Origin of the sequence: Staphylococcus sp. FSL H8-0121, from assembly GCF_038008425.1 — a bacterium.
GTDB classification, from domain to species: domain Bacteria; phylum Bacillota; class Bacilli; order Staphylococcales; family Staphylococcaceae; genus Staphylococcus; species Staphylococcus pasteuri.
Window position 1 is genome coordinate 716,568 of sequence record NZ_JBBOZB010000002.1, and the last position, 21,470, is coordinate 738,037.

The following is a 21,470-nucleotide window of genomic DNA, read 5'->3' on the forward strand; positions in this document are numbered from 1 at the left end:
CCTCTTTCTATATTGAAAAGTGTGTTGTCTCTTCTTAAAACCTCAAATCTTTAAAAAATCCCTATTGCATTGCTAAATAAGTCTTAATGAGTGATATATCCTGTTGGAAATGATTAAGCTCAAATTGAGAAGATAGTGATTGATGCGGATGTTGACTTTGGTAATGTCGACAATATGTTTTATATCTCTCTAACAATTCATCTATCATAGGTGTAGGCACTTCTAAAGCTTTACCAATAGACTGAATAACCGTTGTACGATAATAATCTTCACTAGGCATTCTTGGTATATGTACGACACCCTCTTCGTTTTGATATAACTGTTTGAACGGAACCGCTGAAAAGTCGAAATAGCGACCCTCTTGATCTGGTTGTGAAAATGGATCAATTAATATAGCTGAATATCTCACATAGAGTAGATATTCTTGTTTTACGCTAGGTAAAGATTTAAATTGACTGATATCCACCTCTTTTAACGTTTCTGGTCTCACTGGATAATTTTCTTTAACCATAAATTTCAAAAGATTGACTGAGGGCACACTTAATTTCTGTAATATTGCCATCATCTCTTGCCACATCTGACGCATTTCACTAATTAGCGTCATTGTAATTGGTCCTTCTGGAAATAATTTATATACATAAACAGGTACGTCTGTACCTTCGAAAATAGCTTTTAATGAAAAATCATTCATAAACAATGGCGGGTGTACATATAGTGAACTATTACGTATTTCCGCATGTAATGGTGTATTCATCACTGAAAGCTTTATATTTAATCTCTTAAATAATAACTGTAATTGATTCATTAAATTTGATGATTGTTGATTCGAACCTACAAATAACTTCGATTTCACTCCTGTTGTAAGTACACAATGAGGTTGAGCCGAGTCAATGACTCTTGTATCTCCTAGGTATGTTGAAAATGAAATGATCTCAACATCCTCATTCTTGTCTTTCATTAATTGTTCTATCATCATATGCGAACCAAACGTCGGCGACACTAATATAATATGTTTGATCTTTTGCAATGTATTGGAATCTAATTGACGCAGCATAGAACAATACGCATCGGCAGTACATGCCAAAATGATTGTGTCGTATAGTTGATTCACATGTTGAATGTCTTTATAAAAACGACGAATTCGGAATTCCCCTGCAAATTGACTATGAGCTTCATTTTGCGTTGTAACTTTGAACATACCGTCGTGTTGATAACCGTTATAGACTGCTAACGATTTCTCGGATGTAGTAGCACGACCAACCATATCTATATCTTTAATTGATAATTGATGACAAATTTGTGCTAGTTGTACGCCAACAGGACCACTACCAATAATTAGTACATTAGACATACGTTTTATCCTCTTTTAACAAAGGCTTTTGATATAATGCGATATCAAAAATTTGATTCTCTTGTACTAATCGATAAACACATTGCCAATGATGCGTTAATGTTGGTTGTGAGGGATAATTAAATATCGATTTCAGATCATCGCCATAACGCATAGCTACAACCACGTTATCGTTCGTTAATTCAAATAGTTGGTCGAAGATGTCATATTTAACAGGTATGGTTGAACTAAAAATAATATGTGTCACTTCATTGATATCTGGTATTTGATCTACAGTTTTGTTTGATATTTCAATATTTTCGTTAGGTGCTAATACATTAACGACACGTTGACCTAAGTCCACAGCTTCACTATCAACATCGATACCAATAACAGAAGCACCAGTTTCTTTAGCAACTTGTATTAATGTCATTGGATACGCACCTGATCCAACAAGTAACAATTTATCATCCTTACCTATACGCCATTGTCCAAATTCTTCATCAATGCAATGTTCAATATTGTCAAAGTATCCTGAGGTAGACGTCTTACCGTCTAACAATCGTCTTGCTCTTATCATTTCAACTTGTTTTACACACTGTGCTGTAATGTCTTGTAGTTGTTGCGTGAGTTGATGTTTTCTCTCTTCATCTTGCCAAGCTACAAATTGTTCTTGCTGTGTTGAATCCAATATGAATTGACTATAGCTATCAACCAATGTTTCTAACTTATTAATGTCATTTGGATTCTGAATCACATCTTGATACACCTTTTCAAATTGATTTAAATATTGTTGTAAAAGATGATCTATCTCTATCTTTGAATTCATCAATTTACCATCGTCTCCTGTTCTATATAAGCTTTTCCTGATGCAACAGTAGATACGCTACCTTTAATTGAAGTACGATATCCATGAGTCGGGCAGTGCTTAGATGTTACTGAAATACTGCCACCTGGTTGATATACAATGTAATCAGCACACGGATTTTGACTTTGATAATTATTAAATACACCTATAGTAGCCGCCCCAGAACCACAGCTATTCTCCCAAATTAAACTTTCCACTTCTGGTATATAAATTAAAGGGTGGAGAAATTGTTTTTGCACATGAAATAACATGATGCCAATGGTTTTATATTGATTATCCCACTGCTGATTTTTAACATATTGCTCTATTTGATGCTTAATGAACGGCGAAATATCTTCTATAGGAATGACATAATGTACATATGAGTCATATGTCACCTTTATCGCTTGCCATACCTGTTGCCCAATATGTAAATATTCCTGTGATACTTGCTGTGCTTGGGGCATGCCAACTTCATATAATTGATAACCATGTATCGTGCAAGGTACTAACTCTTCACATCCAGATACATCGACATAACATTGTTTTGATGTCAGTAGTTTGTGTTCCTTTAAATATTGAATGTAAGACATTGTTGCATTGCCACAAAATTCATTTCCACTCATTACTAAACGAAATGTCTCACCGCTATCTTGCTTCATAGATTCTATAAAACCTACTTGTTCACAACATACATGTGTATATGCCATTAGTTGATTGGCAATCCTTGCATAGTCACTTGAACAATGTTGTGAATGTACAAGAATAGTCATATTTCCAGACGGATTATACTTAGAAAATTCAACAACTTGTCGTTGCATATAATACTCCTTTATGTTGTAAATTCTTTTTACATTTATTGATATAAGCCAGTTCTGACCTATATATCCAAAAATGCAAAATAGTTGCACGAAATAAATCGTAATTATTACGATTTAAAGAAGATAATATACGACTAAGATATTATTGTCAATATAATTGATAATAATTTTCATTAAAATTCCATATATTTATTAAATTTGTGCCTTTAAATATGGGATAGATACTGATATATTAAACCCATCAAAAATGTCTATTCTATATACAAAAAATCACCTTACTATGTGTCTTAGTAAGGTGATCTTATGCGCGTATTTAATAATTTATTTTATTATTATAGGTATGTGTAACATAATTAAAAAATTACATATCGATATGATTTTTATTCTAACTATTTATTTAACAATGCTTGTACTTCACGACCAACAAGTGCTGGTGATTGTGGATTTTGACCAGTAACGATTTGTCCATCAACAACAACATATGGACGAAATGGCAATTTAGCTTTACTATAATGTGCGCCACGACGTTTAATTTCATCTTCAAGTTTAAATGGAACAACATTTTTACGATTGGCAAGCACTTCTTCTACATTTGAAAATCCAGTCAATTGATGTTGATCAATAATGAAACGGCCTTTACTATTTTTAGCATTTAATAACCCTGCGATGCCATGACATACAGCTGAAACAATACCACCATGATTATAAATTTCATTAATTGCATTTTGTCCATCTTTATTATCAGGAAAATCAAACATCACACCATGACCACCTGTAAAATAAATGGCGTCATATTGTTTAGGGTCCGCTTCAGCAATAGGTTGCGCATACTTCAATAAATTCATAAAGTTCTCATCATATAAATATGATTTAGTCGTTTTATCTAATGTTAGACGTCCAAGACTTACTGGATCGATAGGTGTGTTGCCACCTGTAATGTTGAATAAATCGACTTGGTAGTCATCACTTCTAAATTGATTATAAAAATGTACGAGTTCACTTAACCATAAACCAGTTGGTATTTCAGTACCTTCAAAGACATCAGTACTTGTATTTACTATCATTATTTTTTTCATTGTATCGGCTCCCTATTCTCTATTTATCTTCCATCTTAATAATAATTTTCCCTTTAGCTCTACCGCTATTTGAATATTCAATAGCTTGTTGAGTATCTTTAAAATCATATACTCTATCTATAACTGGTTTAATTTGACCTTTTTCAATTAAGTTGCGAATGATTTCAAGCTGTTCGCCGCTAGGTTCCATAAATAAAAATTCATAATTGACATGATGTTTCTTCGCTTTAAGTAATAATTTTAAGGATGCCAAGCCTAATAGGGTAGTTTTAGCAAATCCAAGTTTCAAACGTCGTCCTAGTTTAGTTGTTGGAATACCTGAAACTGATGCCACTGTACCGTCAGTCTTGAGTACCTCAAATGAATGATTCAAATTATATCCACCCAATGTATCAAATACACCATCATAGTTTGATATTTCTTCCCAAAAGTTTTGTTCTCTATAATTAATTATTTTATCAGCACCTAATTGTGATACAAGGTCGTATCCTTTAGGACTTGCTGTTGTCGCTACAAATAATCCCATTGCTTTAGCCAATTGAATAGCAAATGTACCTACACCACCTGATCCAGCTTGAATTAATACTTTATCACCTTTTTTAAGTTTCATCATATCATTAAGCGCTTGATATGATGTTAGACCAACAAGAGGTACACTCGCTGCTTCTTCAAAAGTTAAATTATTTGGTTTTAAAGCAATATCATGTTCATCAATTGAAATATACTCTGCAAATGTGCCTATTTTCTTTTTACGTGGGCGACCATATACCTCGTCTCCAATTTTAAATTGTTTTACGTTACTACCAACTTCTGTAATGACACCAGAAAAATCATTTCCTAGTATGAGCGGGAATTGATATTTCAATAATATACGTAACTCACCATCTCTAATTTTAGAATCTATAGGATTTATACTTGCTGCTATAATTTTTACTCTTACTTCATTTGGATTCATACTTGGTATCGGCATACGTGTTTCAGTTACAGGGTTATTTCCATATTGATAGATAACCATTGCCCTCATATCTGTTTTCATCTTTATCTCTCCTTTAAATGAATGTTTAATGATGTCTGCTTAATACTTGTTCTAGTTTATCGAGTTGATTCACGAAGTCGATAAGTTCTTGCTCACTAAATTCATTATTTAATCTTGATTTCAAAGCATTAGCAATTTTTGAAGTTACTTCACTAATCAATTTCTCACCGTCATCAGTTAATGTGATTAATTTAATTCGCTTATTATCAGAAGGTGCTTGCGCTACATAGCCTTTGTCTTGAAGTTTATTTATTCTCTTTGAGGCTGCCGTCTTAAATATATTTTGCTGTGTAGCTAATTCTCCAACAGTCATTGAACCATTAGCTTGTATCATTCTAAGTGCTTCAATTTGTTCTCTTGATAATACATCACCAAGTCCTGTTTCTTTAACCATGTCATCGATTTCTTTATTAATGTGCATCATAACAACATGAAATTGGTTAATAGATTGTTCTAGTTGATTAATATTCATTTTATTGCCCCTATTTCAAAAGTAATTATTTAATAGTACACCCGGTGTACTATTAAATATAAGATACCTTTCTTTATAATTCAAATGATTGATTTGATTAAAACTTTTTAGAAATTAAAAACCTCTGATTAGCCGTTCAAAAAGAAGACTATCAGAGGTTTATATAATTATTCTACTTCTTCTGCTAAAGGAATAGAGGCTTGTGCGCCTGATTTTTGTACTGTAAGTGAAGCTGCCCTGTTAGCAAAATCAATGGCTTCAACAAGATTACGTTCTTCCATATTAAATCGACTGACGAAAGCGCCGATAAAAGTATCTCCTGCTGCTGTTGTATCAATGGCTTTTACTTTTTGAGCTGGTACTAATCCAGAATTATTTTCAACGGCATAATATGTACCTTGTTCTCCTAAAGTAATGATGACCACTTTTGCACCTAATCCTAAGAAATAATTCGCATTTTGTGCCATAGACGCTTCATCTGTGACAAGAGTGCCTGATAATATTTCTGCTTCAAATTCATTAGGCACAATCACATCAATTAATTCCAATAATTCTTGTGGTAATTCCTTGGCTGGTGCTGGATTTAAGACTGTCGTTACACCTGCTGCTCTTGCTACTTTGAAAGCTTCAATGATTGCTGGTACCGGTACTTCTAACTGTGCAACAATGAAATCTGCTTGTGTAATTGCCTCTTTAGCACTAACAACATCTTCTGGTGTAATGGCCATATTTGCACCGCCATAGACGTAAATCGTATTTTGACCTTGCGCGTCAACAGTGATAAATGCTTGGCCAGTTGATTCAGTTTCAGATTCTAAAATATAATCTATATTCATACCTGCATCTTTAAAATCGTCAAACATAAATTGCGCTAATCCATCTTTACCTACTTTAGAAATAAATGTCGTATTAGCTTTCATACGTGCTGTTGCAATAGCTTGGTTGGCACCTTTACCGCCACCATAGGATTGTTGTGCTTTTTCCACATGTAATGTTTCCCCTGGTTTGGCATATCGTTCAACTGTTAAAAATTGGTCTACATTTGTAGATCCCAAAATAACGACTTTATTAGTCATAACAACCTCTCCGTTTCAATTAATTAAAATGTTACGTTTGATTCAAGGATGATATTAGAGAATGGTGTAGTTTCACCAGTACGTATATTTCCTTTATTTAATGGATGACTTAAATATGCTTTCATTTCTGAATGTGGAATAAATTCAATTTCCACATCATCATCAATTAAATTTTTAATTTGTTTTAACTGTGTCGCATTATTTGTTTTGATTTCTTCAGCTAAATAAATTTTTTGAATTTTCATTTCTGATAATACTGTTTCTAGTACATCAATAAATTTAGGTAATTCCTTTGTTACTGCTAAATCAATTCTTCTATCATCATTTGGGATAGGCATTCCCGCGTCGTTAACTGTCAGTAAATCATAATGACCAATCGTTGCGATAGCTTTTGATACATGACTATTGAGTAATGCTGTTTTCTTCATCAAAATCTCTCCTCTTTATTATTTGATAAATACTGTTACAGTCGCTGCTACTAAAATAAGTACTAATCCAATGACAGTGACTAACATTTCTTTAGATGTTTTACGTTGGTTTAAGAAGTAAATGCCAGTTAAAGTTGCAAGCACAACAGAAGTTTGAGATAGTACGAAACCTGTTGCTAAACCATTCATATTTGGTTGTGCAGAGATAAGATATGTCAACGCTGCAAATGCAAAGAAGAAACCTGAGATAATTTGCAACCATGTTACTTTCATAGTAAATGGATTACTTTCTTTCATGTTCATCAATCCATAAATAACAGCTACAATCACCATACCGATTGCTTGTGGTAAGAATGCTGCTTTACCACCGATATCTGTCGCTTGTGGTGCTGCTGAATATAACCAATAACCAATTTCACCAATTAATAAAATCACAACTGCTTTTCTTAATAATTTGCTATTTGTTGCTTCTGGATGCTCATCCCAAACTGTCATACGCGCACCAATTAAAATAACAATTAATGCGATAAATCCGATAATTTTATTTGTAACACCAGGCCAGTTACCAAGTGCAAAGACGCCCCATAAAGAAGCACCTAACAATTGAAATGCTGTTGTTACTGGCATTGCACGTGATGATCCTACATATTCAAATGCTTTGAATGTCATGATTTGACCAAAACTCCACCCTGCGCCTGATAACAGTGCAAAGAATAAATCCATACCTGTTGGGAAACTATGACTTGTCGATGCAAAGAACACAATGGCAAAAATTAATGTTCCGACAGTAGCACCTATAATTTGGTTTACTGGTTTACCACCAAATTTTGAAGCGATAGTTGGAAATAGACCCCAACCTATTAGTGGTCCTAAACCAATAAGTATTGCGACTAAATTCATTATTAAACACCTCTATCTATATTTTTTATAATGACCAAATTTTTAGGAAAACGCTTTACTCAAGTATAGCACTATCATGTATAATTGATGAAATATTAAGAGGACAAAAGATTTATTCTGATTTATTGTCATAACTTATTCAAAATATAAAAGGAGCATTCCAATCGGAACGCTCCTTTTTTAAATACTATTATTTATTTGAAAATCCTAACAATTTACTTGCATTGTTATATAAGAATTTTTCTTTTTGTTCATTAGATAATTGATCTGTAGATTCAAGCTGATTCGCTAATAATTTAATTACTTCATCAGTTGTATAAGGCGCATCTGCACCATACACAATTTTATCTTCATCCACCATTTCTAATAATGTTGGTAATTGATAAGGTAATACCATACCAGCTAAATCAAAGTATAAGTTTTTCATAACTTGTTCGATATCATCCGGTCCATTTTCAACATTAAACATTTTATTACCTATGCTCACACGTTGTGCAATCACTGGTAACAATGCACCGCTATGTGGCACAATCCATTTAATATTAGGATATTTACTAAACACATTATTTTGACTCATGAAAATAATCGCGCGTGTCGTATCAAAGAAAAATTCCATCAATGGTGATAGTATTTTTTCTTTAATTGAATCATTAACTGGTTTAGGTTCATTGGGATGAATTGCTACTAATGCGTGACGTTCATCTAGTTTAGCAAGTATTTTATCTAAACGATCATCACCTAAATAAATACCTTGTGCATTGGTTGGTAATGTAAACCCTAATGCATGTTGGTCATCTAAGGCATGGTCGATCATTTGAATACTCTCGTCTACTAAAGGTAATGGTAATGATGCGAAGTAGTCTAATTTATCTTGATGCGCTGTTACCATCTCAGCAGCATAGGTATTCACTTCTTCAGTTAACTCAAGCATTTCTTTATCTGGTGCAGCACTTAAATGTGGGCTTGAAATAGATAATACACTATAATCTATCTCTTCATCTTCCATTAACTTTAAATAACTATCTATTGAAAATGAAGGCGTAGGTACACCGTCACCTTTACCATCAAAATAATCATCTAAAAATTTCACAAATCCTGGTGAAATATAATGTGAATGTAAGTCTATTTTTTTCATCTTTAATACTCCTTTATTTATATCGTGTCGTTTTGATAAGTTAACCATTGATCTAAACGTTGATAATAATCGTTCAATTGCTCTGGTCGATCAATACCTTGTAATTCATGATTTACACTATAACCAATGTAATTTAGGCAATAACTTAAGCATGCATAACTTGAACGATATGCTTGTAACTGTTCGTCTGGAATAGTAATCGTTGAAGGTACGACAGGTGTAAGACTATCTTTTTCATAGACACATTCCATATTTTGGATATACCAAGTGTCTCCTTCTTTAACTAATCCATACACAATTTTCGCATCTGAATTGAGTTGCATTTGAACATCCTCAATAGGTAATCGTGCTTGGATTGTTGCCTGCATAATTGCAACTGCTCTATGTTGATTAATCCAAATCTGTGAATTATAAATTTGATGCGGTGCATAACGATTCATTTCTTTTGATGATTCTACAAATTCAGCGCCTGACCCTTTAAACCACGAAATATTTACCGTTGAATCTTCTGAAAAACATTGATACATACTATCCCAAAGACTGTTATCACGACAAAATCTTTCAAATTGAATCAACTCTAATATATTTTCTTTATCAAGTAACGTTTCATTCGTAAATGGTTTATTTCTTTCGAATAACATAATCTATCTCCTTTAATTTATAACTAAAGTCTAGTTATGCTCATTCCAATTAATATGTGGACATCTATCCGTTTATTATGAAAAAGATAAACCTAAATTACAACCAATTTGTAATTGATGCTAAATAATAAAAAATAGAGAAACACTGTCCAGGGGTAAACAATGTTTCTCTATTATATATTTATATTTTTTAAGGGAGATGGGAAAGGGTAATATCCATGGCTAGGGTGTTGTGTGAATTATTTTGCGTTATAGCTTGCGCTTGTGATTTGACCTCCGTCAACTATCACATCTTTGTCTTGGAATGGTTCATTGTTAAAGAAACGATTTAAGATATCTTTTGTACCTTCTTCAATACGTTGTTGTGCTTCTAATGTCATACCTGAATAGTGTACAGTCATTGCATTTCTAGGCATATTTCTCCAAGGATGATCTGCAGGAGCAGGTTGTGGATACCATACGTCGCCAGCATAGCCTTGAATGTGTTTAGATTCTAATTGTTTTACTAATGCTTCTGTATCTACAATTTTACCTCTAGCTGTGTTAACTAAATAACTACCTTCTTTCATTTTACTTAACACATCGTTATTAAATAGTGTATCTGTATCTGGTGTAAGTGGTGCATGAATAGTAATTGCATCACTTGTTGATACTAATGTTTCAAAATCTACAAATTTTGAATGTTCATTATCTTTTTGGTTGATTGGGTCATAATGTTGAATTGTTACGTTAAATGGTGCTAAACGTTCAGCTACTAATTGACCAATTCTACCAAAACCAAAGATACCGATTGTTTTATTTTGTAATTCATGTGCGTCATTACCAACTTTAGAAAGGTTCCATTCACCTTCAACTGATTGTCTATGACCTTCTTCATAATTACGTAGTAAGATTAATAAGTCCATAACAGCGTGTTCTGCAACACTTACTGTATTACTACCTGTTACTTCTACAACACCCACATTGTTTTCACTAGCTGCTTTTAAGTCAACGTGGTCAAAACCGACACCTGCAGTAATAGCTAATTTTAAGTTTGGTGCTTTTTCAAGACGTTCTTTAGTCATATAAGCTGGATAGAATGGTGCACTAATAACAATATCCATATCTGCTAAGTGTTTATCTAAGTCAGCTTCACCATCTGTTAAGATAACTAATTCATGTCCTTTATCTTCTAAAAATGGTTTTAAACCAATTGCTTTTTTAGTATTTAAAATTTGATTTTCTTCGCCCTCTACATATTCTGGAAATAATGCTACTATTTTCATAAAATAATACACTCCTATAAAATTTTTTATTTAAAATTTAAATTACTTCTTAATACACAAAAATACCTGCTACTATTTGCACATATCACCCCCTTGAATAATTAATTTTATTCAAGCGTAGTTAGCAAACAGCACCAGGTACCTTACACCAGCACGCTTATTCTATTGATTTATCGAAAACAAATATTGATACTACTTCATCAGCAGCTAAATCAACATCTGTAAATAGTTTTACAAATTTAGCACCGACAAGTTCTTCCATCTCATCAGGATTGACCTCATCATATAGACGCTTTACTTCTTGTGTTCGTGCATGACGTAACATTTCTTCATTACGTTCATCACGCAAGTAAAAGTTTTCAACTTTACTTAATGCGCCTTGCATAAAAGCTATTGCCCAATTGTCTTTAAAATCAACATTGATTTTTTCAGGGCCTTTACCCACATGTTCTTTGCGATAGGCGCGTACAAGATTAGCAAAGGCTTGCTCTTTTTTTCTTTTATCTATTTGACTCACCTTCTTCTAATTAAGAAGCGTTTTCAATTACGTTACAGATACCATTGTAATATTTTTGACAAAATTTTCAAGAGGTTTGCTCACAATTTAGACACAATTGCTTTTATTTATTATTTAAAGTTAAATACGTTAGAATTAACAAAACGTTGAGGAGAGATAAAATGGCGAAAAAACAAGCACTCATTATTATAGATATACAAAATGATTACTTTGAAGGTGGTAAAAACCCACTTGTTAATCCTGAAGCTGCTACAGACAAAGCAGTTCAATTGAAAGATGCATTTAAAGAACAACAGTTACCTGTTATTTATATTCAACATATCGATCATACTGAAAGTGCACCTTTATTTGAAGTAGGTACTAATGGTATTGAAATTCATGAAAAATTCAACGTACAATCTGATGATATTATCATTGAAAAGCAATATCCTAATAGCTTTTTAGGTACAACTTTACAAGACACTTTAAAAGAACAAGGTGTTGAACAACTTGTGATTACAGGTATGATGACACATATGTGCATTGATTCTACAACAAGAGCTGCGGCTGAACTTGGCTATCAACCTATTCTAGTTGAAGATACAACTGCTACTTGTGATTTAGAGTATAATGGCGAAACAGTCGATGCTAAAAATGTTCAAACTGCATATATTTCAGCATTATCAAACTTCGCTTCAGTAACAACAACTTCAGAATTTTTAACTAAATAATAAAGATTTTGCTCTCATATTTGAAATGAGCGATATATAATCTAATATCTGAATTATAACTAAAGACCTTCTTATTGCATTTTATGTGCAATGAGAAGGTCTTCTTTATTATTAATGATCTGCCATATCAATCTAGATAGGGGAGGGGAAGATCACACTGAAGAAAAGTAGATTTTTAGACTTCCGGCACACTAACTTCAGACAAACCGAACACTTACCCCCCAGTCGATTAATCCCTTTCTGACAGTTATATACAAGCATCTCCCCCAATTAGCCCCTTTGTCTGCATTAATTAGACAGTTCATTCTCAACATTCTTTCCAACTGGCTCCCATTTCAGTACGAACGTAATTGTTAAACCTATTAAAGGTACAAGACCAATAATTAACATGGTTTGATTTAAACCTACAGTTGCTAAAATAATTGGGAATATGAACGTACCTATAATACTACCTGTTCTACTTACTGATTCTACAATTCCTGTCGCTTGTGAACGTAATTGCGTTGGAAATGACATTGCTCCTATCGTTTTACCTTGTGTACCTGGTCCCCCTGCATGTCCAAATAAGAATAGTGCGATTAAACATGAATTAATTATCATAGGCATAACACTATATAATAATCCCGTCATAATCATGACAAAGAGTACAATAGCAAAGCCTATCATTGTGAGTTTACGTGTACCTATCCGATAGGTATATTGTGCTCCTAAATAAGCACCAATAATACCAGCAATATTAACAATTCCAGTCCCAAGTAGCACACCTAGTTTATCTTCACTTATCATATATTTTGCAATTATAGGGATATATAAACCAACCGCATAATACTGCATTCCTTGTAAGGTAGAAATTGCTGTTGCTAGTGTAATTCTTTTTAAGTATGGCGGCTTTAAAAGTCTTTTATATTCAGGTTTAGCTGTGTCTATTTCTTTAACATCTGTTTCATTTTCTACTAATTGAATTTGAACGTCATAATGCTTTTGAATATATAGAGATGCTTCTTTAAGAGATAAATGATTAACAATCCATGTCGGACTTTCTTTCAGATACTTCAATCTCATAATATATAATATGAGGGCAATACCTCCTCCAAATGCAACTGCCATTCTCCATAAGAGTTCTCCTACACCTAATAAGAAAAACATAATGACCACTAATGAAGATATTACAACAGCGATGTACCATACAACTTGCCAGTAGTTAACATTACGACCTCTTTGTACTTTATTACTAATTTCTGCAATAAATGTAAAGGCAACTGGACTATCCATACCAATAGCGATTCCCATTAAAAATCGGCTAATTAACAATATAAATAAATTAGGTGATATGGCTGCACATAATGATGTAACGATAAGAATTAAAAGAGAAATAGAAAGGATTCTTTTTCTCCCAAAACGGTGTGCTAAACTCCCTCCAAAAATCGCACCTATCAATGCACCTACAGGTAAAGATGTCATCACAATGGATAACATTGTGGGAGATAAATGAAACTCTTTTGTAATTTGATCAGTCATTGTTCCTAAAATGGTAATATCATATGCATCTAAAAATATCGTTCCCAATACCATTAAAAGTAACATTTTAGAAGTCTGTTGCTTATCAGAATCATCAATAATTCTGTATAAATCTTGCTTAGACTTTACCATTTCCATATTAACCATCCTTTAGATTTTCGTTAGATTAAGCTTAATTAATGATTATTAATTCATTATTAAGTAAAAATAAATATTCATTTAAGCCTTCTTTATTTCGCATATAATATTAATGAATATTTGTTTAATTGATATAAAAAATCGCGCCTATCTTATTAAGGATAGACGCAATACACGCTTATAACTCTATTCATTTGTTGAAGATTTATTTGAACGAACTTTGTAAACAATGAAGCCAATAATAAAGCCAATCAATGCTGGTAAAATCCATCCCATTCCAATATCGAAGAATGGTAGGTATTTTTCACCTAATGAAATAATGAATTTAGCAAATGATGTTTTTAAAAATGGTTCTGGACTTGCTTTAACTCCGTCAATGAATGAAGCAATCATAGTGAAGAAAATCGTGAATCTATAAACAATAGTTGAGTGGTTAAATAATGGACTAATTAATGTTAATAAAATAATTGTGATTGCTAATGGATAAATGAACATCAATACAGGTGTTGAATACATAATGATTTTCGTTAAACCAACGTTAGCGAATACACATGCTAAAATACTGACTACTGTCGCAAACATTAAGTAGCTACGTTTCGGGAACAACTCAGTAAATGTTTCAGAAAAGGCTGTGATTAATCCAATAGCTGTTTTTAAACATGCCACAATAACAATCAATGATAGGATAATGATGCCGTAATCTCCAAGATAATGTCTTGCGATTTGTGCTAATGCGATACCCCCATTTTCACTTACTTTGAACTTACCGATACTCATTGTACCCATAAACGCAAGTAAGCTATATATGATACCCATTAATACAATACTGATTGTTCCTGACTTAATTGTTTCTTTAGCAATACTATTAGGATTTGTAATACCTAACTTTTTAATCGTTGTTACGATGATAATACCAAATGCTAGTGACGCTAATGCATCTAAAGTATTATAACCATCAATAAATCCTTTGAGCAATGGGCTCTTACTATAATCCGCACTTACTGGCGCATTAGTTAATCCACCTAATGGATGGATAAAGGCTAAGACAACAACTATACCTAATAAGATTAAAAATACAGGATTTAAAAATTTCCCTATGTAATCTAAAATTTTAGATGGTTTTCTCGCAAAGAACCATGCTAATAAGAAGAAAATAATACTAAAAACTGGTAAATAAATCTTCGCAGCACCTGATGAGATAAATGGTGAAAATGCAATTTCAAATGATGTCGTTGCTAACCTAGGTAAAGCAAAGAATGGTCCGATTACTAAATATAGACCTATTGTAAATATGTATGCGTACGTTTTACTTACCCTTGAAGTAATTTCAAAAATGCCATTTGTTTTAGACATACCGATTGCTATGATACCTAAAAATGGTAACCCAATGGCTGTAATTAAAAATCCTAAATTGGCTATAAATACGTTTGATCCTGCTGTTTGTCCTAGATGAATTGGAAATATAATATTCCCTGCACCAAAGAATAAACCAAATAGCATTGATCCGATAAAAATATTCTCTTTTAATGTCAATTTGTTTTTCATCATGTCTGTTTATTCTCCTAGTTATTTTTTGTTCATTATACATTATATTTTGTAAAGGAAAAATGTAAATAACAAGAAAATTTTTAAAAATTAGACAATAATGGTTCATCATTACACATAAATGTATAAAATTACATTTTAATGCACTTAATAATTGATTTTACATATTTAAACAGACCTTTTTCGTATAGCTTTTCAAAACTTTATTATTAGCCGATTTATTCTTCACTGCAGAAATTAGCGATTCATTAAAACTGTTTATGCCTCTATTCTTCTAATTGTTTAATGACTTTAGCTGGTACACCTGCTGCAAGTGAGTTATCAGGTATGTCTTTTGTTACTACTGCACCTGATGCGATAACTACATTATCACCTATCGTAACACCCGGTGTAATAGTTACCTTGCCTCCTATCCAAACATCATTTCCTATATTAACTGGGCTTGCTTGTGCTAAATATTCTCGTCTGCCTTTTGCACTCAAAGGATGATTAACAGTATAAATATCGACGTTTGGACCTATCATGACATGATTTCCTATTGTTACTGGTGCAATATCCAAAATAGTAAGATTATAATTAGTTAATACATCATGCCCTACATGTATATTGCTTCCATTATCGCAATTGAATGTAGCTTGGAAAGAAATGTTATCTCCAGCTGAACCTAATATTTCACGAATTTTCTTTTCCTGTTGTTCTGGATCTGTAGCAGGAATGGCATTAAATTCTTGGCATAATTGCGCGGCTCTTGCTTTACGATCTGCTACTTCTTTATCATCAAAATGATATGGCATACCTTTATCAAGTTTTTCAATTTCTCTCATAGTAATCCGACCCTCTCGTTTCTATATTATTTAATGTGAATTTAACTTAATATATCAATCAATAACTCTGTAATTATGAGTTTTTTAGTGATATTCAAAAAGCTGTAGTCTGCCAATATTTAGCAATCTACAGCTTACCCCTTTTATTACTTTACTTGTTACACTTAAACATTATAAATATTGATCTGCATGTTCTAATCTATAATGTTCAGTGACTTCTTTTTCGTGGTCAAATTCTTTTTGACTTAATTTTTTAATGTTTTCCACTGCGTAGCCTAATTTTTTAGCAAATTCTTCTACTTCATCTTTATTTTTAGCAATAACAAACATAGTTAGAACATTATCGTCGACAATATCTTTATTGTGTTGATAATCTAATTTGAAAAATTTCATAAGAATCTCCCCCTCTGTTGTGTATATTATATACCCCAAAACATAAATTTATACATGTAAATTGTTATATTTTATGTCTATATTGTTAAAACATTTATTTTGTAAAAATAAACAAATGATTTCCAAACGAATTGTATACTTTTTTAACTTCTATATAGATTTACAACTCGAATTCTGAATTTGAATTTTCAAAAAGATTAAATATTTAATAATAATTATTTGTGGGCGATTTAATTTTTTGAACATTATGTTACAATTGTGAAATGATTTTTTATAGAGATGGTATTTAAATTGTACTAAAGGGGTTAATATACATGAATATTATTTTAGGCGTTGGAACACTTGTCGCCGTGTTAATTATAATGACTTTATTTTTAAAATTTGCACCATACGGTAAGGAAGGCTTACAAGCATTATCAGGTGCAGCTTGTGCGACATTCCTTCCCCAAGCATTCTTAAGCTATGCCATAGGTGGTATCTTACATATTAAATTCTTACAAGACATCGGGGATCTTGCAGGTAGTCTAGGTGGTATCGCAGTGGGTATACTCACATGTATCAATTTAGGCGTATCACCAGTATTCGCTATTATCGTAGGTTTAGTATTAAAAGATTTCAGTTTATTACCAGCGTTTATCGCTGCATATATAGTTGCATTCATTATTAAATTTATTCAAAAGAAAGTACCAGAAGGTTTAGATTTAATCGTAGTTATACTCATAGCACCAGCATTAGTTTATGGACTCGCTTCTCTAATCAACCCAGGCGTAACAGCCGTATTAAACCAAATTGCCGGCGCTGTTAACTCAGTTGGCGATAGCAGTCCATACGCACTCGCAATTATTTTAGGTCTGATTATTCCAGTAACAAGTATGACACCATTAAGCTCAATGGTACTTGCAAGTATTTTAGGTCTAACTGGTCTACCAATGGCTATCGGTGCGATTACTTGTACCGGCGCATCATTTGTAAACTTTACGCTATTCAATATTTTAAAAATTGGCGAAAAACCAAATCGTTTCGCCGTCTTTATAGAACCATTGACACAAATTGATTTAATTGTAAAATATGCGTCCGTATTATACGGAACCAACGCTATTATAGGTATGGTCAATGCTTGCATTATCACATTTAGCGGTCTAAAAATAGGCGTAACTGGTATGGCAACGCCTATTGCAGGTGCCATTGTACTATTTGGCTTTAATAATCCAGTATCATCCGCTATAACAATTATTGCCGTAGCAATTACTAGCTTAATACTCGCTTACATTATTGGCACATTAATTAAAAAATTTGATTTAATGCACTTACACATCCCAATGCCTGGTAACAAAAAAGCGAAACATTCATAGAATAAAACCATCTCCCAAAAATGCGGCTAAACTCGCAATTGGGAGATGGTTTTTTATTATTCTTCACTAATTAATTCTTTTGTATATTTTTTTGTTACTGATTTAATAATAATCAATACTATGGCTGTTACTGCTACTATAACCAACGAAGCGCCACCGACATACTTAAAGACTTCCTCACCGTTAGTATAAGCGACTACATCAGATTCAGTAGTTCTCATTTTTGAAGTTATTAATAGATTTATACCATAAGTTAAAGGTAATGCGCTGACCATACTCCACAATATAATGGGAAATATTCCCCAAGTACTTGTATATTTAAATAATGGTAAAAATAAAAGTAAGTATGGTGTAAATATGACAATTATTGTAACTGGAAATACAATCGCCCAAAGTGTTGCTGCTTCTAACATAAAATAAAACGTGAATTCGTAGATACCTATTGAAATAAGGACAACATAAGCCAAACTCAAACAATATTTTACCCAACTGTCTAACTCTATTGCTATGTCCATTATTCTTTTCTTATTTTTACTTATAGAATTGATTAATTCTACAGCTAATAAAATAATTACAAATACAATGAGGGATGTTATAAACCATTCCATAACAGGCGCTTCAAACATATTTCATTTAATCCTTTCTTATAGAAGTCGTTGATTATAAGGTATATACTTCTTATACATTATTATGAGTTGCATTAAAACTTAATATCCTGAACCTACTTTGTCACCATTTTCATCATATTTCGTCACATAGCCATCATCAACATCTACAGTATATGATCCTGCTAAATTGCCATCTTTATCATCATATGAGAATCCCCATTTACCATCACTTGTTTTTTCAGGTTCTTTAAATGTATATTCGTCTGTATCTAAATTTTCTCCTTCGTAGGATTCTACTTTATCAATGACGTTATCACGTGTAACTTCTTCAGAATCAGAACTACTATCTGATGAACTATTATCATCTGAACTTGAATCGTCGTCACTTTCTTCATCGTCATCATCTGAGAATGTTGGCATTTTATCATAAATATTAACCTTGTTAGCTACTGATTCAAATTCACTAGAATCTTTATATTTTTCGTAGACTTCTTTAGTGTCGTGTTCTTCACCGTACTTTAAAGCATCTTTATATGAAGGAATTTCGCTTTGAGTACCACCTAAATAAATTTTATCGTCACTGACACCTATGATAGAACCAAACATTCCTACAGAAGGAGATACACCATAAAATTTCATCCCTTTAGGTGAATTTGGAATATCTTGAATTTCTCTACTTACAGCAAAATTTTTCAAAGTTTTAGTCTCTTTACCATCTGACATCTGAGCTGTATATCTACCAGTCAAAATATCATTTTTCGTTAAAGTATATTTACCTGATTCATTCGCTAAAAATACTAAAGCTACTTTCTCTTTCTCAGATAAGTTAGCTATGTCATTACTAGATGAACTTTTCGAACTATCTGAATTACTTTCTTTATTTGAGCTGTCTTTACTAGAAGATGATTTAGAATTATCACCTTTACTGCTATTTTCACTCTTTTGACTATCTTCTACATTTGATGCACCTTTGTTTTCACTTGATGAGTCATCATTATTACACGCTGCTAATAATAAAAGTGCTGTCCCACTTAAAAATAACAATTTCTTCACTAATAAGTCCCCTTTGTTTAGTTAATGATTTAATTTAAATATACATAAATTTACATTTATTGCAAAAATACTTTATACATACAGACTATACTATATTTTTATATAAATATAGACGTGAAACAAAATATTTCACAATATAGATATAAATGATTGATGTACTATATATCATTAAATAAAATAAATGAAAATAAATTTATACTTTAAGTTTGAATATCTTATAATAATATTGTAAATTAAAAGTGGTAGCGTTTTCGCTACCAAAATCATGTAGGAGTGATGCTTTATGAAGAAATTAACAAAAACTTTTGTTGCTAGTAGTATTATTCTCGGCACTGCATTAGGAGTAAGTGTTTCTGCAGACAATGTATCATCTCACGAAGCCCATGCTGCTTCATCTCAATATTGGTATAAATATAATGGTTATACCGCTTCTGGTGGCAATTTTGTATTAAGTTCATCTTTTTACAATGGACTAAAAGCAGGTAACGTAGAATTCAATGGTGTGAAAGTAAACAGTAAGTATCAGGCACCTAATAATTCTAAAGATATTTATGATCAAAATTTCCAACAATATAAAAACCACAAAGCAAATAATGTAGAATTTAAAATCAAACCAAATACAATTACTTTAAAACAAGTGAAACAAAAATATGGTAATCACTACGATTTCCAAAATCCATTAAATGGCCCTACTAAGAAGAAAGGCGATGGCTTATATAGCTATCAAGTAGGTAAAGGGCATATTGTGTTTGTTGTACAAAATGGATATGTCACATACGCGAATGTATCTTAAACATAACTTTTAATATATAAACGAGGCTAGAACCCATTTTGCGGGTTCTAGCCTCTATCTTGTTTATTAACCTTTGATTTTTCCTGTTATGGCAAAGGCCATATCTCGTATAAAAGCAGCTGGATTTTGATTCGCTTCTTGATTTAATTTGTCTTTAAATGTATCGATTGAAAAATCCTCTTCCACTACTTGGTGTGCTTTCATTCTAGGTAACATCATTCCCACTAGCCATTCTAAATCATTATTTTCAGAAGTATGAATCACCGCTTCAGCGAAGTAATCTATATCACGCATATCTATTTCGTTAAATAATTGATATAGTTTTTGTCCAATATGAATATCTCCACCTTCTTTTTCAACAGTGTCCCAAATACACTGTATTGCTGTTTGATGGTTTGGTAATTGATCTGCACCCGTTCCTCCATTAATCGCATCACTCTCTTGAAAACAAAATTGCCCGCCAGGTTTTAAAAATCCTTTTAATACAGATAAAGCTTGTTTCAAATCAGGCAAGTACATTAATACGCGTCGACCAACAATTGCATCAAATTGACCTAACGTCTCGGGTAATTGATAAATATCATGTAACTGATAACTGACATTTTGATATGCATTTCCTTCAATTGCTTTAGCCAATAAGTCTTCATTCATATCGATACCAATAACTTCTCCTTGTGCACCTACGCGTTCGGCGATTAATTGTGTTACTTCACCAGTAGCACATCCAATATCTAGTACACGCATACCTTCATGAATATCTGCACGCTCTAGTAACTTGTTAATAACTTCATTTCTCTCATCCATCTATTTTTCTCCTTCATCAAACATTTTTGTTTATATATCTTACTGAAGCTCACTTTACATAAAAATATAAATGACGCATTAAATCTATTTACAAACTGAACAACAAAATTATATAATATTATCTTAATATAAATACATGATTAGAAAGGACAGACATCATGAAATCAACTCGCATCTTATATTTATTA

At 32.4% G+C, this 21,470-nt stretch carries 23 protein-coding genes; 3 read left to right on the forward strand and 20 right to left on the reverse strand.

Going from position 1 to position 21,470, the window contains the following annotated elements:
* Window positions 1-61: 61 nt before the first annotated feature.
* From cntM to LFT63_RS08905, 13 genes are all read right to left on the reverse strand, one after another.
* Window positions 62-1,351, reverse strand: coding sequence for a staphylopine biosynthesis dehydrogenase (gene cntM, locus LFT63_RS08845; RefSeq protein WP_218047347.1), 1,290 nt, complete (start codon window positions 1,349-1,351; stop codon window positions 62-64).
* The gene (gene cntL, locus LFT63_RS08850) at window positions 1,344-2,159 is read right to left on the reverse strand and encodes a staphylopine biosynthesis enzyme CntL (protein ID WP_340769030.1); all 816 of its coding nucleotides are present in this window, start codon (window positions 2,157-2,159) and stop codon (window positions 1,344-1,346) included. Before cntL ends, cntM begins: the two co-directional genes overlap by 8 nt.
* Window positions 2,159-2,998 (reverse strand): histidine racemase CntK, encoded by an 840-nt coding sequence (cntK, locus tag LFT63_RS08855; protein ID WP_029056707.1) that lies wholly within the window; start codon window positions 2,996-2,998, stop codon window positions 2,159-2,161. The genes cntL and cntK overlap by 1 nt, the downstream gene beginning before the upstream one ends.
* A 389-nt stretch (window positions 2,999-3,387) precedes the next feature.
* Window positions 3,388-4,074, reverse strand: a complete 687-nt coding sequence (locus tag LFT63_RS08860; RefSeq protein ID WP_340768788.1) for a type 1 glutamine amidotransferase domain-containing protein — start codon at window positions 4,072-4,074, stop codon at window positions 3,388-3,390.
* 19 nt (window positions 4,075-4,093) lie between these two features.
* Complete coding sequence (locus tag LFT63_RS08865) at window positions 4,094-5,098, reverse strand: NADP-dependent oxidoreductase (RefSeq protein WP_029056705.1); 1,005 nt, start codon at window positions 5,096-5,098, stop codon at window positions 4,094-4,096.
* A 37-nt stretch (window positions 5,099-5,135) separates the two neighbouring features.
* On the reverse strand, window positions 5,136-5,582 hold the full coding sequence (locus tag LFT63_RS08870) for a MarR family winged helix-turn-helix transcriptional regulator (RefSeq protein ID WP_029056704.1): 447 nt from the start codon (window positions 5,580-5,582) through the stop codon (window positions 5,136-5,138).
* A gap of 167 nt (window positions 5,583-5,749) precedes the next feature.
* Complete coding sequence (rbsK, locus tag LFT63_RS08875) at window positions 5,750-6,658, reverse strand: ribokinase (protein ID WP_340768790.1); 909 nt, start codon at window positions 6,656-6,658, stop codon at window positions 5,750-5,752.
* Between the two features lie 23 nt (window positions 6,659-6,681).
* Window positions 6,682-7,086 (reverse strand): D-ribose pyranase, encoded by a 405-nt coding sequence (gene rbsD, locus LFT63_RS08880; RefSeq protein ID WP_029056702.1) that lies wholly within the window; start codon window positions 7,084-7,086, stop codon window positions 6,682-6,684.
* Between the two features lie 18 nt (window positions 7,087-7,104).
* Window positions 7,105-7,986 carry a ribose/proton symporter RbsU gene (rbsU, locus tag LFT63_RS08885; RefSeq protein ID WP_017637789.1) on the reverse strand — a complete coding sequence of 294 codons (882 nt, stop codon included), beginning with the start codon at window positions 7,984-7,986 and terminating at the stop codon, window positions 7,105-7,107.
* A gap of 190 nt (window positions 7,987-8,176) precedes the next feature.
* A complete protein-coding gene (locus LFT63_RS08890) occupies window positions 8,177-9,121 on the reverse strand; it encodes an amidohydrolase family protein (protein WP_340768791.1) in 945 nt (314 codons plus the stop codon).
* Between the two features lie 17 nt (window positions 9,122-9,138).
* Complete coding sequence (locus LFT63_RS08895) at window positions 9,139-9,762, reverse strand: nuclear transport factor 2 family protein (RefSeq protein WP_029056700.1); 624 nt, start codon at window positions 9,760-9,762, stop codon at window positions 9,139-9,141.
* 239 nt (window positions 9,763-10,001) lie between these two features.
* A complete protein-coding gene (locus tag LFT63_RS08900; RefSeq protein WP_340768793.1) occupies window positions 10,002-11,027 on the reverse strand; it encodes an NAD-dependent formate dehydrogenase in 1,026 nt (341 codons plus the stop codon).
* Between the two features lie 157 nt (window positions 11,028-11,184).
* Entirely contained in the window at window positions 11,185-11,544 is a 360-nt protein-coding gene (locus tag LFT63_RS08905; RefSeq protein WP_017637794.1) for a DUF2294 domain-containing protein, read from the reverse strand.
* Window positions 11,545-11,705: 161 nt separating this feature from the next.
* On the opposite strand from LFT63_RS08905, the gene LFT63_RS08910 reads away from it, so the two are divergent.
* The gene (locus LFT63_RS08910) at window positions 11,706-12,254 is read left to right on the forward strand and encodes a cysteine hydrolase family protein (protein WP_029056698.1); all 549 of its coding nucleotides are present in this window, start codon (window positions 11,706-11,708) and stop codon (window positions 12,252-12,254) included.
* Between the two features lie 288 nt (window positions 12,255-12,542).
* Here the strand turns inward: LFT63_RS08910 and LFT63_RS08915 are convergent, their stop codons facing one another.
* From LFT63_RS08915 to LFT63_RS08930, 4 genes are all read right to left on the reverse strand, one after another.
* On the reverse strand, window positions 12,543-13,910 hold the full coding sequence (locus LFT63_RS08915; protein WP_029056697.1) for an MFS transporter: 1,368 nt from the start codon (window positions 13,908-13,910) through the stop codon (window positions 12,543-12,545).
* A 186-nt stretch (window positions 13,911-14,096) separates the two neighbouring features.
* The gene (gene brnQ / locus LFT63_RS08920) at window positions 14,097-15,458 is read right to left on the reverse strand and encodes a branched-chain amino acid transport system II carrier protein (protein ID WP_218047348.1); all 1,362 of its coding nucleotides are present in this window, start codon (window positions 15,456-15,458) and stop codon (window positions 14,097-14,099) included.
* Between the two features lie 263 nt (window positions 15,459-15,721).
* Window positions 15,722-16,279, reverse strand: a complete 558-nt coding sequence (locus tag LFT63_RS08925; RefSeq protein ID WP_070451672.1) for a sugar O-acetyltransferase — start codon at window positions 16,277-16,279, stop codon at window positions 15,722-15,724.
* A 171-nt stretch (window positions 16,280-16,450) separates the two neighbouring features.
* Window positions 16,451-16,672, reverse strand: coding sequence for a hypothetical protein (locus tag LFT63_RS08930; protein WP_017637798.1), 222 nt, complete (start codon window positions 16,670-16,672; stop codon window positions 16,451-16,453).
* Between the two features lie 314 nt (window positions 16,673-16,986).
* On the opposite strand from LFT63_RS08930, the gene LFT63_RS08935 reads away from it, so the two are divergent.
* A complete protein-coding gene (locus LFT63_RS08935) occupies window positions 16,987-18,024 on the forward strand; it encodes a PTS sugar transporter subunit IIC (protein WP_107999832.1) in 1,038 nt (345 codons plus the stop codon).
* 56 nt (window positions 18,025-18,080) lie between these two features.
* On the opposite strand, the gene LFT63_RS08940 is transcribed toward LFT63_RS08935, so the two are convergent.
* Entirely contained in the window at window positions 18,081-18,632 is a 552-nt protein-coding gene (locus LFT63_RS08940; protein ID WP_142403649.1) for a hypothetical protein, read from the reverse strand.
* Between the two features lie 99 nt (window positions 18,633-18,731).
* Window positions 18,732-19,685, reverse strand: coding sequence for a hypothetical protein (locus LFT63_RS08945; RefSeq protein WP_340768802.1), 954 nt, complete (start codon window positions 19,683-19,685; stop codon window positions 18,732-18,734).
* 283 nt (window positions 19,686-19,968) lie between these two features.
* Between LFT63_RS08945 and isaB the strand changes: the two genes are divergently transcribed.
* Window positions 19,969-20,478, forward strand: coding sequence for an immunodominant staphylococcal antigen IsaB family protein (isaB, locus tag LFT63_RS08950; RefSeq protein ID WP_017637802.1), 510 nt, complete (start codon window positions 19,969-19,971; stop codon window positions 20,476-20,478).
* A 66-nt stretch (window positions 20,479-20,544) separates the two neighbouring features.
* On the opposite strand, the gene LFT63_RS08955 is transcribed toward isaB, so the two are convergent.
* Window positions 20,545-21,282 carry a class I SAM-dependent methyltransferase gene (locus tag LFT63_RS08955; RefSeq protein ID WP_340768804.1) on the reverse strand — a complete coding sequence of 246 codons (738 nt, stop codon included), beginning with the start codon at window positions 21,280-21,282 and terminating at the stop codon, window positions 20,545-20,547.
* Between the last annotated feature and the right edge of the window lie 188 nt (window positions 21,283-21,470).

Excerpts from the sequence above, each read along its gene's own strand:
- LFT63_RS08910 (WP_029056698.1), top strand. The coding sequence starts at position 11,706 with ATGGCGAAAAAACAAGCACTCATTATTATAGATATACAAAATGATTAC.
- LFT63_RS08915 (WP_029056697.1), bottom strand. The coding sequence starts at position 13,910 with ATGGAAATGGTAAAGTCTAAGCAAGATTTATACAGAATTATTGATGAT.
- rbsD (WP_029056702.1), bottom strand. The coding sequence starts at position 7,086 with ATGAAGAAAACAGCATTACTCAATAGTCATGTATCAAAAGCTATCGCA.
- LFT63_RS08870 (WP_029056704.1), bottom strand. The coding sequence starts at position 5,582 with ATGAATATTAATCAACTAGAACAATCTATTAACCAATTTCATGTTGTT.
- cntK (WP_029056707.1), bottom strand. The coding sequence starts at position 2,998 with ATGCAACGACAAGTTGTTGAATTTTCTAAGTATAATCCGTCTGGAAAT.
- rbsU (WP_017637789.1), bottom strand. The coding sequence starts at position 7,986 with ATGAATTTAGTCGCAATACTTATTGGTTTAGGACCACTAATAGGTTGG.
- LFT63_RS08890 (WP_340768791.1), bottom strand. The coding sequence starts at position 9,121 with ATGAAAAAAATAGACTTACATTCACATTATATTTCACCAGGATTTGTG.
- LFT63_RS08900 (WP_340768793.1), bottom strand. The coding sequence starts at position 11,027 with ATGAAAATAGTAGCATTATTTCCAGAATATGTAGAGGGCGAAGAAAAT.
- LFT63_RS08940 (WP_142403649.1), bottom strand. The coding sequence starts at position 18,632 with ATGGAATGGTTTATAACATCCCTCATTGTATTTGTAATTATTTTATTA.
- LFT63_RS08955 (WP_340768804.1), bottom strand. The coding sequence starts at position 21,282 with ATGGATGAGAGAAATGAAGTTATTAACAAGTTACTAGAGCGTGCAGAT.
- brnQ (WP_218047348.1), bottom strand. The coding sequence starts at position 15,458 with ATGATGAAAAACAAATTGACATTAAAAGAGAATATTTTTATCGGATCA.
- LFT63_RS08895 (WP_029056700.1), bottom strand. The coding sequence starts at position 9,762 with ATGTTATTCGAAAGAAATAAACCATTTACGAATGAAACGTTACTTGAT.
- LFT63_RS08860 (WP_340768788.1), bottom strand. The coding sequence starts at position 4,074 with ATGAAAAAAATAATGATAGTAAATACAAGTACTGATGTCTTTGAAGGT.
- LFT63_RS08865 (WP_029056705.1), bottom strand. The coding sequence starts at position 5,098 with ATGAGGGCAATGGTTATCTATCAATATGGAAATAACCCTGTAACTGAA.
- LFT63_RS08935 (WP_107999832.1), top strand. The coding sequence starts at position 16,987 with ATGAATATTATTTTAGGCGTTGGAACACTTGTCGCCGTGTTAATTATA.
- rbsK (WP_340768790.1), bottom strand. The coding sequence starts at position 6,658 with ATGACTAATAAAGTCGTTATTTTGGGATCTACAAATGTAGACCAATTT.
- LFT63_RS08930 (WP_017637798.1), bottom strand. The coding sequence starts at position 16,672 with ATGAAATTTTTCAAATTAGATTATCAACACAATAAAGATATTGTCGAC.
- cntL (WP_340769030.1), bottom strand. The coding sequence starts at position 2,159 with ATGAATTCAAAGATAGAGATAGATCATCTTTTACAACAATATTTAAAT.
- isaB (WP_017637802.1), top strand. The coding sequence starts at position 19,969 with ATGAAGAAATTAACAAAAACTTTTGTTGCTAGTAGTATTATTCTCGGC.
- cntM (WP_218047347.1), bottom strand. The coding sequence starts at position 1,351 with ATGTCTAATGTACTAATTATTGGTAGTGGTCCTGTTGGCGTACAACTA.
- LFT63_RS08925 (WP_070451672.1), bottom strand. The coding sequence starts at position 16,279 with ATGAGAGAAATTGAAAAACTTGATAAAGGTATGCCATATCATTTTGAT.